This is a genomic window from Ramlibacter aurantiacus (genome assembly GCF_016722895.1).
Lineage (GTDB): Bacteria > Pseudomonadota > Gammaproteobacteria > Burkholderiales > Burkholderiaceae_C > Ramlibacter > Ramlibacter aurantiacus.
The window spans coordinates 13226-28420 of the sequence record NZ_JAEQNA010000001.1 but is presented as its reverse complement, the minus strand read 5'-3'; the positions used below and the strand labels follow the sequence as shown (position 1 = coordinate 28420).

Below are 15195 nucleotides of genomic sequence, written 5' to 3'. Positions count from 1 at the left end.
CAGGCATGCCGCGGATGCTCGGGGCGGAAACTTAATGAGGCATTAAGGCCCGCGCGGCGCGGACAGGGACGCGGCAGCGACGGCGCCCGCCGTCCGCTCAGAACAGGAGCGGAATCAGCAGCGACTGCAGGATCACCTGGGCACTCAGGGCGATGCCCGCGTAGGCGCCGGCGTCGGCATGCACCTGCAAGGCGCGGGCGGCGCCGATGCCGTGCGAAGCCGTTCCCAGGGCGAAGCCACGGGCCGCCCAGCCGGCGGCGCTCGTATCCACCTTGAGCAGGGCGTAGAGGTACTTGCCAGACAGCGCACCCGCCAGCCCGGTCAGGATGGCGAACACGGCGGCCAGCGAGGGCACGCCCCCGATCTGCTCGGCGATGCCCATGGCCACCGGCGCCGTGGCCGACTTCGGCACCAGCGACAGCAGCACCTCGCGCGGCAGGTCCATCCACCAGGCCAGTGCCACGGCCGACCCGCTCGCCACCGATCCGCCCATGCAGGCCGCCAGCAGCAGCTTCCACCAGCGCCGGCGAACCAGCTCGCGCCGCTGCCACAGCGGCCAGGCCAGCGCCACCACGGCCGGCCCCAGCAGGAAATGGATGAACTGCGCGCCGGCGAAGTAGGTGGGATAGGCCACGCCCGTCGCCGCCAGGCCCAGGCACAGCAGCACGACCGACCAGAGCACCGGATTGGCCCACGGGGCCTGCCGCAGCTTCAGGTAGACCTGCAGCGCCAACAGGTACACCAGGAGCGTCGCCGTCAACCCGAACAGCGGGGACGCCGACAGGTAGACCCACAGCTCAACGAAGTCCGGCATCCTCGTTTCCCAGCAACCATCGCAGCAGGACGGCGGTGACGGCCAGTCCGAGCCATGTCGACACCAGCAGCACCAGCGCCAGCCGTCCACCGTAGGCGGCGAGCAGCGGCAGGTAGGACATGACACCCACGGCCACCGGCACGAACAGCAGGGACAGGTGCAGGAGCAGGAACTCGGCGCAGCTGCGGACCGCGTCGCGCACCGGCTGGAAGTTCAGCGCCACCAGCAGCAGCAGCATGCCGACGACAGGCCCCGGGAACGGAAGGCCGAGTGCCCGCGCGAGCACCTCGCCCGCGGCCTGGAGCCCCAGCAGCCATGCAATGCCGATCAGTGTCTGCATCGGCCGATGATGTCACGGGGTCCGTGCGGCCGGGGTCGCGCTGCGGGCGTGGCCGGCCCTCGCCTCACCAATGCAGCAGCCGTCGGCCCAGCGCCGCACCGAGCGCGGCCGTGAGCGCCACGCCCAGCGTGTACCAGGTCGCCACGAAAGCCGGTGCGATCTCCGGACAGATGAGCGAATAGCCCATCGCGCCCAGCGCCCCGGCGAGCGCGCCGACGGCAAAGCCCGCCTGCCGGGGACGGGTGGGTGCGAGCCCGCGCATGGCCCAGAACCCGATCGCCAGGGCCGGCAGGGACAGGGCGAGCACGTTCCAGGGGCAGCTCAGCCAGGTCTGGCCCATCAGGGCCGCCAACCGGCTCTCGGGCGAGGTGAAGGTGGCGGTGAAGGCGAGCGCACCCGCGGCCATGCCCCCGACCACCAGCGCCAGCGCCCGGATCGGAGAGGCGAGGCGCGCACCGGGCCGCGCGGCTCGGGCGGCCAGCCATGCCGCCGCGAGGGCCAGCAGTCCGGTGTAGGCCAGCTTCATCCAGGGTGCCGGGGTCTCGAACATCCAGGCCGGCAAGGGGCCCATCAGGCCGAGCGCCAGCACCACGCTGACCACCAGGCCGAACCCACACGCCGCGCCGATTCGCCTCGCAACCAGCTGGCGCGGCGCCGCACCCGCGCCCCGCGCCAGCCATTCGATCAGTTCGTCCGTTCTCATGGCCTGGCCTCCTTCACCAGCAGCGCCAGGCGCTTCAACCCCCTGTGGACCTGCACCTTGATGGCCGAGATGGACGCACCGGTGCGCGCGCTGGCCTCCGCGACGGACAAGCCCTGGACCTTGGTCAGCAGGATCGCCTCCCGCTGGGCGTCGGGGAGGCGCTCGAGCAGCTTCTCCAGGTCGCGCTGCGATGCGGAGGTTTCCTGGACGGCCACGAGTTCGGACTCGGGCACGTCGTCGATCGGCTCGTTCAGGTCCTCGCGACGGCCGCGCCGCCGCCACAGGTCGACCAGCTTGTGCCGGGCGATCGCCAGCACCCAGGCCGTGACCGGCACGGCGGGGTCGTAGGTCCCGCGTTGCAGGTGAAGCGCCAGCAAAGTCTCCTGCACCAGGTCCTCCACGTCGTCGGGGAGCCCCTGCAGTCGGCGGCGCAGGTATCCGCGCAAGCGAACCGCGATGCGCGAGAGCGCTTCGCGGTACGCCGCTTCGTCCCCCGACTGGGCGCGCAACCACAGCGGCTTCAGGCCGGCCTCGAAGTCGTCCGGTCGGGTGTCTCCAGTCATGTCGTCGACGGCCGCCTCAGGGTTACAGGGAGCAGGAAGGGAATAGAAAAAACGCGTCATTCTGCCGCCGTGTAACCGCCAGGGCTTGGCCGGCGACTAGATGGTGACCATGCGCCATTCGACCACCCCGCGCCTCTTGCGCCACTTGCCGCCCGCGCTCGCGCTGCTGCTGCCAGCGCTGGCGGGGGCCGACAGCGGCCCCGTGTGGGTGGGCCGCTTCGACCAAGGACTCGCGCCGTGGCAGGAGGTCCGCTTGAATGCCGACCTGAAGCCCAATACCTTCGCGGCTCGGACATGGGATGGCCTTGCCGCTGTCGAGGTGCGCTCGGCCGCCAGCATGTCCCTGCTGGCCCGCCCGGTGGACGTGGACCTGGCGCGCACGCCGGTGCTGTGCTGGCGCTGGCGGGTGGACGCGCCGCTGCAGGGCGCCGACATGGCCCGCAAGAGCGGTGACGACTACGCCGCCCGCCTGTACGTGAGCCTCGCGCTGCCCGATTCCGAGAAGAGTTTCGGCCTGCGCACGCAACTTCGGATCGCCCGCGCCATCTGGGGCCCCGCGGTGCCCGACGCGGCCATCAACTACGTCTGGGACAACCACCACCCGGTGGGCACCGAGCGGCCCAACGCCTACACCGACCGCACCACCATGGTCGTGCTGCGCAGCGGCGCGGCGCAGGCCGGCCAGTGGGTGCAGGAGCGACGCCACGTCGGGCGCGACGCCGCGCGCCTGTATGGCCCATCGGCCGCGCCGGTCCAACTCGCCGTCACGGCCGACACCGACAACACCGGCGAGTCGTCCCGCGCCGGCTTCGCCGACCTGCACTTCGTGGGCGAGCACGAGGCCTGCGCCGTGCGGCCGCCCTGACACGCGCGCTTCCGATCCCGAGGCCGCTCAACCCACCATCCATTCCCGACCCCCATGCACGCCACCCTCCCCCTGCTCGCCGCGACCGACTTCCCGCCGATCCGGCGCCGCCAGCTCGACACGCTGCAGGTGAACCTGGGCTACAAGTGCAACCAGAGCTGCCTGCACTGCCACGTGGCGGCCAGCCCCCAACGCACGGAGATGATGGATGGCGACCACGCCGCCCTGGTGCTGGAAGTCCTGCGCGCCCGGCGCATCGGCACCCTGGACCTGACCGGCGGCGCGCCCGAGCTGAACCCGCACTTCCGGGAACTGGTGCGGGGCGCGCGTGCCCGCGGCGTGCGCGTCATCGACCGCTGCAACCTCACCATCCTGTGCGAACCGGGGCAGGAAGACACCGCCCGCTTCCTGGCCGAACAGGGCGTGGAAGTCACCGCCTCCCTGCCCTGCTACTCGCCGGCCAACGTGGACCGGCAGCGCGGTGACGGCGTGTTCGAGCGCAGCATCGACGGGCTGCGCCAGCTCAACGCGCAGGGCTACGGCCAGGACGGCAGCAGCCTGGTGCTGAACCTGGTCTACAACCCGCAGGGCGCGTCGCTGCCGCCGCCCCAGGCTGCCCTGGAGGCCGACTACAAGCGCGAACTGCTGCAGCACTTCGGCATCCGCTTCAACCACCTGTTCGCCTTGACCAACATGCCGGTCCAGCGCTTCGGCAGCACGCTGGTCAGCAAGGGAACCTTCGCCGACTACATGCAGCTGCTGCGCGGCGCCTACCGGGCAGAGAACCTCGACACCGTCATGTGCCGCAGCCTGGTCAGCGTGGACTGGCAGGGCGACCTGTACGACTGCGACTTCAACCAGATGCTCGGCCTGCGGGCGCGGCTGGCCCGCCGGGGGCGTCCCCACCTGCGGGACCTGCTCGCCACCGACCCGGCCGGCGAAGCCATCCGGACCGCTGACCACTGCTACGGCTGCACCGCCGGCCAGGGCAGCAGCTGCGGAGGCGCGCTGGACGCCGCGGACCTCCCCGGGCCGGCCCTCACGACCACCACCGGGCGCGTCGCCGAATGAGCGCCGCCCGCCGCCGCGTGACCTGGATCGGCGCCGGTGCGGTGGCCATCGCGGCGGTGCTGCTGTACCGGCACTTCGACCTCGGCCAGCTGCTGACGCTGGAGCAGCTCAAGGCCAGTCGCGATGCCCTGGTGGCCACCTACCGCGATCAGCCGCTGGCGACGCTGGCGGCCTTCTTCGCGATCTACGTGGCGGCGGCGGCAGGGTCCATTCCCGGCGCGCTGGTCCTGACGCTGGCCGCCGGCGCCATCTTCGGCCTGGGCATGGGCTTGCTGGTGGTGTCCTTCGCCTCCAGCCTGGGGGCGCTGCTGGCCTTCCTGGCCTCGCGCTACCTGCTGCGCGAGTCGGTGCAGCGCCGCTTCGGCAGCCGGCTGGCGCCCTTGAACGAGGGCGTCCGGCGCGACGGTATCTTCTACCTGCTGACCCTTCGGCTGGTGCCCCTCTTCCCCTACTGGCTGGTCAACCTGCTGATGGGCCTGACCCCCATGCCGGCGGCTCGGTTCTACCTGGCCAGCCAGGTCGGCATGCTGCCCGGCACCGCGGTCTACGTGAACGCCGGAACGCAGCTGGCCAGCATCGAGTCCGCAGGCGACGTGTTCTCGCCCCGCGTGCTGGGCAGCCTGCTGCTGCTCGGGCTGTTCCCGCTGCTGGCACGGGCCGCCCTGGGCTGGTGGCGCACGCGCCGCCTGTACGCCGGCTGGCAACGGCCTGCCCGTTTCGAGCGCAACCTGGTGGTGATCGGCGGCGGCGCGGGCGGGCTGGTGAGCGCCTATCTCGGCGCCGCCGTGCGTGCCGAGGTGACGCTGGTCGAAGGCCACAAGCTGGGCGGCGATTGCCTCAATTACGGCTGCGTGCCGAGCAAGACACTGATCCGCAGCGCCCGTCTGGCGCGCGAAATCCGCGACGCCGCCCACTTCGGCATCGCGGGGGCGCAAGGCACGGTGGACTTCCCGGCGGTGATGCAGCGCGTACGCGACGTGGTCCGCGCCATCGAGCCGCACGACTCGGCCGCGCGCTACGCCAGCCTGGGCGTCGAGGTCCTGCAAGGCCACGCCCGCATCACCAGCCCCTGGACGGTGGACGTGGCGCTGGCGGGCGGGGGCACGCGCACGCTCACCACCCGCAACATCGTGATCGCCGCGGGCGCCAGCCCGTTCGTTCCGCCCATCCCGGGCCTGGCCGAAGCCGGGGTGCTCACCAGCGACACGGTCTGGGGCTTGACGCAGTTGCCGCGCCGCCTGCTGGTGCTCGGCGGCGGCCCCATCGGCAGCGAACTGGCGCAGGCCTTCGCCCGCCTGGGCAGCCAGGTCACGCAGGTGGAGATGGCCCCGCGCGTGCTGATGCGCGAAGACCCCGAAGTGTCCGAGCGGGTCGCCGCCGCCCTGCGCGAGGACGGCGTGACGGTGCTGACCGGGCACGAGGCCCTGCGCGTCGAGGTGGGCGCCACCGGCAAGCGCCTGGTGGCTCGCCATGCGGGCGGCGAGGTGGAGATCGGCTTCGACCAGCTGCTGTGCGCCGTCGGCCGCAGCCCGCGCGTGACCGGCTACGGACTCGAGGAACTGGGGATCCCGCTGACGCCGCGCAAGACCATCGAAACCGACGCCTACCTGCGCACCCGCCTGCCGAACATCTACGCCGTCGGCGACGTGGCCGGGCCGTTCCAGTTCACGCACACCGCCGCCCACCAGGCTTGGTATGCGGCGGTCAACGCGCTGTTCGGCCGGGTTCGCAAGTTCAAGGCCGACTACGCCGTCATCCCCTGGACCACCTTCACCGAACCCGAGGTGGCGCGCGTGGGCCTGTCGGAGTCCGAGGCCCGCGAGCAGGGGATCGCCTGCGAGGTGACGCGCTACGACATCGGGGAGCTGGACCGCGCGATCGCCGACGGCACCGGCGGCGGTTTCGTGAAGGTGCTCACCGTGCCCGGCAAGGACCGGATCCTGGGGGTGACGATCGTCGGGGCGCACGCCGGCGAGCTGCTGGCCGAGTACGTGCTGGCCATGAAGCATGGCCTGGGCCTGAACAAGATCCTGGCGACCGTCCACACCTACCCCACCTTCGCCGAGGCGAACAAGTACGCCGCCGGACAGTGGAAGCGCGCCCACGCGCCCCAGCGGCTGCTGCGGTGGGCCGCCCGCTACCACGCCTGGGAGCGCGCCTGACATGCAGCCCGCCCTGAGCATCATCGTGCCGGTGCTGGACGAGGCCGCCGGCATCGAGGACCACCTGCGGGCCTTGGCGCCGCTGCGCTCGCGCGAGGTCGAGCTCATCGTCTGCGACGGCGGCAGCCGCGATGCGACGGCCGACCTCGCGCGGCCGCTGGCCGACCAGGTACTGGTGACGCCGCCGGGCCGCGCGCGGCAGATGAATGCGGGCGCCGAGGTGGCCGGGGCGCCGCTGCTGCTGTTCCTGCATGCCGACACCCGGCTGCCGGCCGACGCCGACCGGCTGGTGCGGCAGGCCATCGCCGGCGGCGCCGCCTGGGGGCGCTTCGACGTGCGCATCCAGGGGCGCCCGTGGATGCTGCGGGTCGTGGCCGCCGCGATGAACCTGCGCTCGCGCTGCACCGCCATCGCCACCGGCGACCAGGCGATCTTCGTCACCCGCGCCGCGTTCGGCGACGTGGGCGGCTTCCCCGACCAGCCGCTGATGGAGGACGTGGAAATCTCCCGCCGGCTGCGCCGCCTGGGCCGACCCGCCTGCCTGCGCGCGCCGGTGATCACGTCGGGGCGGCGCTGGGAGACGCGGGGGGTCTGGCGCACCATCGTCCTGATGTGGCGCCTGCGCTGGCGCTACTGGCGCGGCGCGCCGGCGCACGAGCTGGCGAAGGCCTACCGATGAGCGGCTGCGCACTCGTCATCTTCGCCAAGGCGCCCGTGGCGGGCCTGGCCAAGACGCGGTTGATCCCGGCACTGGGGGCGCACGGTGCCGCCGCCCTCGCCGGGCGGATGCTGGCGCACGCCGTGCGCGTCGGCGCGGCCGCCGGGCTGGACAGCCTGGAGATCTGCGCCGCGCCCGACGCGTCGCACCCGGTCTTCGGCCGGCTGGCGCACGCGCACGGCCTGGCCTTGTCGGTGCAAGGGGACGGCGACCTCGGGGCCCGCATGCACCGGGCCTTCACGCGCGTGCTGGCGGCCCGCCGGGGGGCGCTGCTGGTCGGCACCGATGCCCCGGCGCTCGATGCCGACATGCTCGCCGGCGCCCGGGCGGCACTGCACACCCACGACGCGGTGTTCGTGCCCGCGCTCGACGGCGGTTACGCCCTGGTCGGGCTTCGGGCGCCGCAGCCTGCGCTGTTCGAGCAGATGGCCTGGAGCACGTCCACGGTGATGGCCGGGACGCGCGAGCGGCTGCGGGCCGCGGGGCTGCGATGGGCCGAACTGCCCGCCGTCGCCGACGTCGACGAGCCGGCCGACCTGGCCCACCTGCCCAAGGGGTGGCTGCCATGAAGCGGCTGGTGCTCGTCGGGGCCGGTCACGCGCACGCGCAGGTGCTGCTCGAGTGGCGGCGCCGGCCAGCCCCGGGCGTGGAGCTGGTGGTGGTGTCTCCGGTGGGCCTGGCGCCCTATTCCGGCATGGTCCCCGGCTGGCTGGCCGGCGCCTATCGGCACGACGAGATCGTGATCGACTTCCCGCGCCTGTGCGCCGCCGCCGGCGCGCATTGGGTCGATGCCGAACTCGACTCGCTGGATGCGCAGCGCCAGTGCGTGCACCTGTCCACGGGTGCCCCGCTGGAGTACGACCTGCTGTCGCTCAACGTCGGTTCGACCCTGCGCCCGCCGCCGGCAGCCGGCGCACGGGTGCTGGCCATGCGGCCGCTGGCGCTGTTGCCGCCGGCCTATGGCGAGGTGTTGTCGGCCTGGACGAGCGAGCCGGGCGCCCGCCCCTGGCGCCTGACCGGCGTCGGCGGCGGCCCCGCCGGGGTCGAATCGATGCTGGCGGTGATGGCTCGCCTGCGGCGGTTGCGGCCCGACCGGCCGGTGCACGGCACGCTGGTGAGCGATTCGGCGCAGCTGCTGCCCGGCCTGTCGCCGGCCGCGCGCCGGGCAGCGAGCCGCGCGCTCGCCGCCGCCGGCGTGTCGCTGCGACTGGGCAGCGCCTGGTCCGCGCAGGTCGGCGAGCACAGCGACCTGGTGCTGTGGGCCACCGGTGCCCAGGCCCACGACTGGCAGCGTGATCCCGCCCGCCGAGGCGGGCTGGCCGTGCAGGCCGGCGGCTTCATCCGCATCGACGAGCACCTGCGCTCGGTGTCGCACCCGCAGGTCTTCGCCTCGGGCGACTGCGCGCACTGGGAACCGGCCGCGGGCGGGCTGCCCAAGGCCGGCGTGGTCGCGGTTCGCATGGGGCCGGTGCTGGCGGACAACCTGCGCCGGGCGATCGCGGGACGAGCGCCCGCCAGCTATCGGCCGCAACCCCGCTTCCTGGTGCTGCTGGCCACCGGCGACGGCCGGGCGATCGCCTCGCGCGGCGCATTCGGCGCCGAGGGCGCCTGGGCCTGGCGCTGGAAGAACCGCATCGACCGCCGCTTCATCCGGCGCTACGCCGTAGCCGCCGAAAGGGGCCCCGCGGTGTCCCGCGCCCCGACCACGTCCCTTCACGAAGGAGATTCCGCATGAACCCCATCCGACGCACCCTGCTGGCCGGGGCGGCCGCCGTCGCCGCCCTGCCCTTCGTGTCGCACGCGCAGCGCACGCCCTTGCGCTTCGGGGTCGGCATGTTCCAGCCGGATCGCGAGAAGAACGACGCCACCTACCGGCCCCTGGCGCGCCACCTGTCCGACCGGCTGGGCCGGCCGGTGGAGTTGCGGACCGTGGACAGCTGGGAAGGCCTGGCCAAGAGCCTGGCCAACGGCGAGACCGACCTGGCCTTGATGGGGCCGTGGGGCTACGTGCTGGCGAATCACGTCGCCGGCGCCCAGGTGCTGTCCACCATCCTGTACCAGGGCAAGCCGGAGTACGTCGCGCTGATCGTCACGCATCCCGGATCGGGGCTGTCCTCCATCGAGGACCTGCTCGGCCCCAGGGGGCGCGGGCGCAGCTTCGCCTTCGCAGACAAGGGCTCCACCTCGGGTTACCTGATCCCGGTGCACCTGTTCATGCAGCGCGGCATCGATCCCGAAAAGCACTTCGGCCGGGTGCTCTACACGCGCCACCAGGCGATCCAGACCCAGGTGGCCGCGGGCCAGATCGACGCCGGCGCCGACTACAACCGCAACCGCGACGCCATGATCGAGCAGGGCCTGATCAAGGCCGAGCGCAGCCGCGTCATCTGGGAATCGGCGCCCCTGCCGAACGACGCGTTCGCGGTGCGGGCTGGCCTGGCCGACGACCAGGCCCTCGTGCAGCGCCTGCAGGACGCCCTGGCCGAGGTCGGGCCGCTGCTGAAGGCGCGCGCGGACCTGCTGCCGGCCCACTACACCGGCTTCGTCGCGTCGTCCAACTCGCGGTACAAGCCGGTGCGCGATGCCGGGCTGGCCACGGGCAAGTTGCCTGCCCGGTGAGGCGTTCGATGGCCACGGTGCAGTCGCTGCCGGGGTTGCCCTGGCGCGGGCGGATCGGTTTCCTGGCGATGGCGGCGGCGTACGCGGCCCTGGTGTTCGCCTGCCTGTTCACGCTGGCGGCGGCCGGCGACCTGTCGATGGGGCGGCAGCCGTGGCAGAACCTGCTCCAGTCGGTCGGCGAGTTCGCCCGGCCGAGCTTCCTGGACACCTGGTTCGGCCCCGAGCGGCTGGAGTACCGCAGCGACGACGGCACCCTGCTGCGGGTGGAAAACCGGCGCGAGGTCGAAGCGCGCTTCCTGGCCGCGCTCGCCCGCGCCACCTGGACGACCTTCCAGATCGCCACCCTGGGTTCGCTGCTGGCGGCGCTGCTGGCCCTGCCGCTGGGCCTGCTGTCCGCGCGCAACCTGCACGCCCCCCGGCCCCTGGCCTGGGCGGCCAAGGGCGTGCTCGACGTTGCCCGCGCGGTGCACACGCTGGTGTTCGGCCTGGTGCTGGTGGGCATCGTCGGACTGGGGCCGACCGCGGGCATCCTGGCGATCGGCCTGCACTCGATGGGCACCTACGGCAAGCTGTTCGCCGAAAGCATCGAATCCCTCGACATGGCCGCCGTCGAGGCGGTGCGCGCGACCGGGGCCACGCCGCTGCAGGTGTTCTCCAACGCCGTCTGGCCGGCGGTGCTGCCGCAGTTCGTGGGCAACCACCTGTACGTGTGGGAGTTCAACATCCGCGACTCGACCATCCTGGGGCTGATCGGGGCCGGCGGCCTGGGCCTGCTGATCTCCGAAGCCGTGAGCCTGTTCCAGTGGAGCCGGCTGGCCACCATCGTGGGGGTGGTGGTGGCGCTCGTGGCGGTGTTCGACGCGCTGTCGCGGCGGATCCGGAGCGCCCTGCAATGAGCCGTCCGACGCCGCTGGATATCCGGCTGACCGACGTGGCGGTGCGGGCCGCGGGCCGCACCCTGCTGCGCCTGCCCTCGCTGGAGGTGGCGCCCGGGGAGCGCGTGGCCCTGATCGGTCCCAACGGCGCGGGCAAGAGCACGCTGCTGCGGCTGCTGGGCGCAGCCGTGCGTCCCGCGTGCGGGGAGGTGCGGGTGCTGGGTCGGTGCCTGGCCGCGCCGGGGCAGCCCGCCTTGTCCGGTGCGGCGCTGCGCGGCCTGCGGGCCGAAGTGGGCCAGGTCGTGCAGGGCGTGCCGCTGGTGCCGCGACTGAGCGCGCTGGAGAACACCCTGATGGGCGCGCTGGCGCGCCGCTGCGAATTGCCGGCCTGGCGCAGCTGGACGCGGCTCTACCCCGAGCCCCTGGTGGCCGAGGCCGGCGCCATCCTGGCGCGGCTGGGGCTGGAGGCCCGGGCGGACGTCCGCGCCGACCGGCTCTCGGGCGGCGAGCGCCAGAAAGTCGGCATCGCGCGGGCCCTGATGCAGCGCCCGCGGCTGCTGCTGGCCGACGAGCCGACCGCCGCCCTCGACCCGGCTTCCGCCGCCATCGCGCTGCGCCTGCTGCACCAGGACGCGGCCCGGGCCATGACCCGCATCACGGTGGTCCATCAGGCGGCGCTGCTGCACGGGCTCGCCGATCGGGTGATCGGGCTGGCCGGTGGGGAACTGGTGTTCGACCTGCCGCCAAGCCAGGTCGATGCCGAGTGCCTGCGCGCGCTGTACCGCTCCAGGCACTCGCCGGAAGCAGGCCCGGCGAGTCCGCCGACCCGACGCGGTATCGCCCCACGAGCGGCACCGGCCTGAGCGACACCGCATGACCCTCGATCACGACCCCGCCGCCGGCCGCAGTTGCCCGCTGCACTACCGTTACTTGCCGGAGGTCTTCGCCACGCCGCCCACGCTGGACCCCGTGGACGTGCTGTACGTGGCAGGCGGCCTGTACGGCAACGAACTCGCGCTGGAGCGGCTGCTGGCGTGCTTCGCGGCCGAACGCGGCCGGACCCGGCTGGTGTTCAACGGCGACTTCCACTGGTTCGACGCCGACCCCGACGTGTTCTCGCGGGTGCAGCGCGGCGTGCTGGCGCACACGGCGCTGCGCGGCAACGTCGAGACCGAGCTGGCCGCCGAGGCCGAGGCCCACGCCGACGCCGATCCCGGCTGCGGCTGTGCCTACCCCGACTGGGTGGACGACCAGGTCGTCGCGCGCTCCAACCGCATCCTGCGCCGCCTTCGGGCCGCGAGCACGCCGGCGCAGCGGGCCGAACTGGCGGCACTGCCGATGTGGCTGCGCCTCGACGTCGGCCCACTGCGGCTGGGCATCGTGCATGGCGACGCCCAGTCCCTGGCGGGCTGGGGCTTCGCCCAGGAGCACCTGCGCGATCCCGTGCACCGGGACCGCTTGCGGGCCTGGTTCAGGCAGGCCCGGGTGGACGCCTTCGCCAGCTCCCACACCTGCCTGCCGGTCTTCCAGCGGCTGCGCGGCGCACCCCAAGCGTGCGCCGCACAGCCGCACTGGATCTTCAACAACGGCGCCGCCGGCATGCCCAATTTCACGGGCGACCCGGCGGGCCTGCTCACGCGGGTGGCCCTCACGCCCTTCGTGGGGGCCCGGCGGCGGTTCGGCGTGCGGATCGGCGAGGTGTTCGTGGATGCGATCGCCATCGACGTCGACCCGCGGCAGGCGCAGGCGCGTTTCTTGCGGCAATGGCCGCCCGGCAGCGATGCCTACGCGTCCTACTTTCAACGCATCGTGCAAGGTCCCCGCTACCGCGCGGACGACGCCATTCGACGGGAGGAGTAACCCATGCTGGCCATCATCGGAGGCACCGGCTTCTACGACCTGGACGGGCTTCGGCTCGACGAGCGCATCGCGGGCGCCACCCCGTTCGGCGAACCGTCCGGCGAGATCCTGCGCGGCAGCCTGCACGGGCAGCCGCTGCTGTTCCTGGCGCGCCACGGCAGCGGCCACCGGCTGTTGCCGCACGAGGTGAACTACCGCGCCAACATCTTCGCGCTCAAGCGGGCCGGCGCCACCCAGCTGCTGGGCTTCTCGGCGGTCGGGAGCCTGGCCCTGGACACGCCGCCCGGCGCGCTGGCCATGCCCGGGCAATACGTGGACTGGACCCGCGGCCAGCGCGAGCGCACGTTCTTCGGGCGGGGGGTTGCGGCGCACGTCAGCACGGCGCGGCCCGTCAGTGCCCCCCTGGTCGAGGCGGTATGCGCCGCCGGACGCCGCGCCGGCCTGCCCGTGCAGCGCGGCCTGACCTACGCCTGCGTCGAAGGACCGCGCCTGGGCACCCAGGCCGAGAGCCACCTGCTGCGCCAGCTCGGCTGTCACCTGGTGGGCATGACCAACGTGCCCGAGGTCTTCCTGGCGCGCGAGGCGCAGATGGCCTACGCGACCGTGGGGCTGGTCACCGACTACGACTGCTGGCTCGACGATCCGGCGCAGCACGTGAGCGTGGGGGCGATCTTCGAGCGGTACCGCCAGACGCTGGCGGACGCCCGGCGGCTGCTCGATGCGCTGCTGCAGGAGCCGCTGCCCGAGCCCGAGCCCGAGAGCCGCCAGGCCCTGGCCCAGGCACTGCTGACGCCGGACACCGCCCTGTCGCCCGAGCAGCGAAGCTGGCTCGAGGTGCTGCGCCGCTGAACATCTGGTGACCTCTTCCCTGGCGCTCGCGCCCCTCGAGGACCCGCAGCATGCTCCAATTGGATTCCAAATAGATTCCACCTGGATCATGAAAACAGCGACTCCCCCTGCCGAGCTGCTCCGACCCAAGGCCGGTGAGACCGAGAAGATGACCATCAACGTCGGCGTGGTCGACCTCGGCCACGTCGACCTGCTGGTGCAGGAAGGCTTCTATTCCAACCGCTCCGACCTCATGCGCACGGCCTTGCGCAACCAGCTGGCGCTGCACGCGGACGTCCTGAGGCAGACCGTCGCCCGCCGCAGCCTGGTGGTGGGGCTGCAGCACTTGGGCCGGGCCGACCTGGAGCGCGCCGTCGCGGCGGGCGAGCGGCTGCAGGTCCAGGTCGTGGGCCTGGCGCGGATCGCGCCCGACGTCACGCCCGAGCTGGCCCGGGCCGCCATCGAATCGATCACCGTGCTGGGAGCCTTGCAGGCCAGCCCCGCCGTTCGCAGTGCGCTCGCCGACCGCATCCGTTAGAGCCACCCCTTTTCCTCAGAACACCACACATGAACCGATTCCCCAAGTTCCGCTCCGCCTTCGACGCCCGGAAGATCACGGACACCATTTCGCGCGCCCTGCAATCCGCGGGCCTGGACACGACCTCGGGACCGATGGCCCGCGTCACCCGGACGATCCGCCAGGCCCTGGGCTCGGCCGGACCGGCCGAGCCCTCCCAGGCGCCCGCCCCGCCCTCCTACCCCGGCATGCCCATCGACATCACGGCACGGGTGGTGGACGCACCCGCCACCTCGCCCGACGAAACCGACACGCGGCCCGGCAGCCCGCCGGAGTCTCCCGGCAGCTTCACCGCGCACGAGTTCCGCAGTGACCACGGCAGCCGTGCCTACAAGCTGTACGTGCCCGCCCGCGTGGCCGAGCAGCCGCCCCTGGTGGTGATGCTCCATGGCTGCAAGCAGTCGGCCGACGACTTCGCCGCCGGGACGCGGATGAACCGCCTGGCCGAGGAACACGGCTTTCTGGTGGTGTACCCCGAGCAGTCCAACCAATTCAACATCTCGAAGTGCTGGAACTGGTTCAACCCGCAGGACCAGGTGCGCGATGCCGGAGAGCCCGCCGTGATCGCCGGCATCGCCCGGGAAGTCGCGGCGCGGCATGGCGCCGACCCGCGCCGGGTCTTCGTCGCCGGCTTGTCGGCCGGGGCCGCGATGGCGGTGATCGTGGGGCAGGCCTACCCCGAACTCTTCGCCGCCGTCGGCGCGCATTCGGGGCTGCCCTACGGCAGCGCCCACGACATCCCGTCGGCCTTGGCGGCCATGAAGGCCGGCCGCGGCCGCGCGGTCTTCGGGTTAGCCAGCGCTGCGGCTGCGCCCGTGCGGCCGGCCCAGCAGGCCGTGCCCACCATCGTCTTCCACGGCGATCGGGACCACACCGTGCAGCACGACAACGGCGTGAAGCTGGTCGAGCAGTTGAACGCGGCGTTCACGCAGGAGGCCGCGGGCGGCGCACCCCTGCAATCGAGCACGCAGCGCGCCAGCGCCACCTCGGGGCGCAGCTACACGCGCACCGTGCACAGCGACGCCAACGGCGAAACCAAGATCGAATGGTGGACGCTCCATGGCGCCGGCCACGCGTGGTCGGGCGGCCATGCCAGCGGCTCCTACACCGACAGCCAGGGGCCCGACGCCTCGGCGGAGATGGTCCGGTTCTTCCTGTCGATCCCGCGCGCCGGCTCGGCCTGAACAAGCCCCTGGGCCT

17 protein-coding genes are annotated in these 15195 nt (G+C 72.9%); 13 read left to right on the top strand and 4 right to left on the bottom strand.

Features of this window, described 5'->3' with window-relative positions; translation table 11 throughout:
- Window positions 1-97 precede the first annotated feature (97 nt).
- The 4 genes from JI739_RS00155 to JI739_RS00140 all read right to left on the bottom strand — a co-directional run bounded on the left by JI739_RS00155 (window position 98) and on the right by JI739_RS00140 (window position 2420).
- Entirely contained in the window at window positions 98-814 is a 717-nt protein-coding gene (locus JI739_RS00155) for an LrgB family protein (protein WP_201681831.1), read from the bottom strand.
- Window positions 798-1154: a CidA/LrgA family protein gene (locus JI739_RS00150; RefSeq protein WP_201681830.1), complete on the bottom strand. Its 357-nt coding sequence runs from the start codon at window positions 1152-1154 to the stop codon at window positions 798-800. The genes JI739_RS00155 and JI739_RS00150 overlap by 17 nt, the downstream gene beginning before the upstream one ends.
- 64 nt (window positions 1155-1218) lie before the next feature.
- Window positions 1219-1857: an NrsF family protein gene (locus JI739_RS00145; RefSeq protein WP_201681829.1), complete on the bottom strand. Its 639-nt coding sequence runs from the start codon at window positions 1855-1857 to the stop codon at window positions 1219-1221.
- Window positions 1854-2420, bottom strand: coding sequence for a sigma-70 family RNA polymerase sigma factor (locus tag JI739_RS00140; RefSeq protein ID WP_201681828.1), 567 nt, complete (start codon window positions 2418-2420; stop codon window positions 1854-1856). Before JI739_RS00140 ends, JI739_RS00145 begins: the two co-directional genes overlap by 4 nt.
- 109 nt (window positions 2421-2529) lie before the next feature.
- Between JI739_RS00140 and JI739_RS00135 the strand changes: the two genes are divergently transcribed.
- The 13 genes from JI739_RS00135 (at window position 2530) to JI739_RS00075 (ending at window position 15179) form a co-directional block, all read left to right on the top strand.
- A complete protein-coding gene (locus JI739_RS00135) occupies window positions 2530-3285 on the top strand; it encodes a DUF3047 domain-containing protein (RefSeq protein ID WP_236589007.1) in 756 nt (251 codons plus the stop codon).
- A gap of 54 nt (window positions 3286-3339) precedes the next feature.
- Window positions 3340-4356, top strand: a complete 1017-nt coding sequence (gene arsS, locus JI739_RS00130) for an arsenosugar biosynthesis radical SAM (seleno)protein ArsS (RefSeq protein ID WP_201681827.1) — start codon at window positions 3340-3342, stop codon at window positions 4354-4356.
- Complete coding sequence (locus tag JI739_RS00125; RefSeq protein ID WP_201681826.1) at window positions 4353-6518, top strand: dihydrolipoyl dehydrogenase family protein; 2166 nt, start codon at window positions 4353-4355, stop codon at window positions 6516-6518. The genes arsS and JI739_RS00125 overlap by 4 nt, the downstream gene beginning before the upstream one ends.
- Before the next feature lies 1 nt (window position 6519).
- Window positions 6520-7197, top strand: a complete 678-nt coding sequence (locus tag JI739_RS00120; protein WP_201681825.1) for a TIGR04283 family arsenosugar biosynthesis glycosyltransferase — start codon at window positions 6520-6522, stop codon at window positions 7195-7197.
- Window positions 7194-7805, top strand: a complete 612-nt coding sequence (locus JI739_RS00115) for a TIGR04282 family arsenosugar biosynthesis glycosyltransferase (RefSeq protein WP_201681824.1) — start codon at window positions 7194-7196, stop codon at window positions 7803-7805. Before JI739_RS00120 ends, JI739_RS00115 begins: the two co-directional genes overlap by 4 nt.
- On the top strand, window positions 7802-8971 hold the full coding sequence (locus JI739_RS00110) for an FAD-dependent oxidoreductase (RefSeq protein ID WP_201681823.1): 1170 nt from the start codon (window positions 7802-7804) through the stop codon (window positions 8969-8971). The genes JI739_RS00115 and JI739_RS00110 overlap by 4 nt, the downstream gene beginning before the upstream one ends.
- A complete protein-coding gene (locus JI739_RS00105; protein WP_201681822.1) occupies window positions 8968-9855 on the top strand; it encodes a phosphate/phosphite/phosphonate ABC transporter substrate-binding protein in 888 nt (295 codons plus the stop codon). Before JI739_RS00110 ends, JI739_RS00105 begins: the two co-directional genes overlap by 4 nt.
- An 8-nt stretch (window positions 9856-9863) precedes the next feature.
- Window positions 9864-10751 (top strand): phosphonate ABC transporter, permease protein PhnE, encoded by an 888-nt coding sequence (gene phnE / locus JI739_RS00100; protein WP_201681821.1) that lies wholly within the window; start codon window positions 9864-9866, stop codon window positions 10749-10751.
- A complete protein-coding gene (locus JI739_RS00095) occupies window positions 10748-11593 on the top strand; it encodes a phosphonate ABC transporter ATP-binding protein (protein ID WP_201681820.1) in 846 nt (281 codons plus the stop codon). Before phnE ends, JI739_RS00095 begins: the two co-directional genes overlap by 4 nt.
- A gap of 10 nt (window positions 11594-11603) precedes the next feature.
- Window positions 11604-12590, top strand: coding sequence for a metallophosphoesterase family protein (locus JI739_RS00090; protein WP_201681819.1), 987 nt, complete (start codon window positions 11604-11606; stop codon window positions 12588-12590).
- A 3-nt stretch (window positions 12591-12593) separates the two neighbouring features.
- Window positions 12594-13439: an MTAP family purine nucleoside phosphorylase gene (locus tag JI739_RS00085; RefSeq protein ID WP_201681818.1), complete on the top strand. Its 846-nt coding sequence runs from the start codon at window positions 12594-12596 to the stop codon at window positions 13437-13439.
- Window positions 13440-13527: 88 nt separating this feature from the next.
- Window positions 13528-13956 (top strand): CopG family transcriptional regulator, encoded by a 429-nt coding sequence (locus JI739_RS00080; RefSeq protein WP_201681817.1) that lies wholly within the window; start codon window positions 13528-13530, stop codon window positions 13954-13956.
- Window positions 13957-13985: 29 nt separating this feature from the next.
- The gene (locus tag JI739_RS00075) at window positions 13986-15179 is read left to right on the top strand and encodes an extracellular catalytic domain type 1 short-chain-length polyhydroxyalkanoate depolymerase (protein ID WP_201681816.1); all 1194 of its coding nucleotides are present in this window, start codon (window positions 13986-13988) and stop codon (window positions 15177-15179) included.
- Window positions 15180-15195 lie beyond the last annotated feature (16 nt).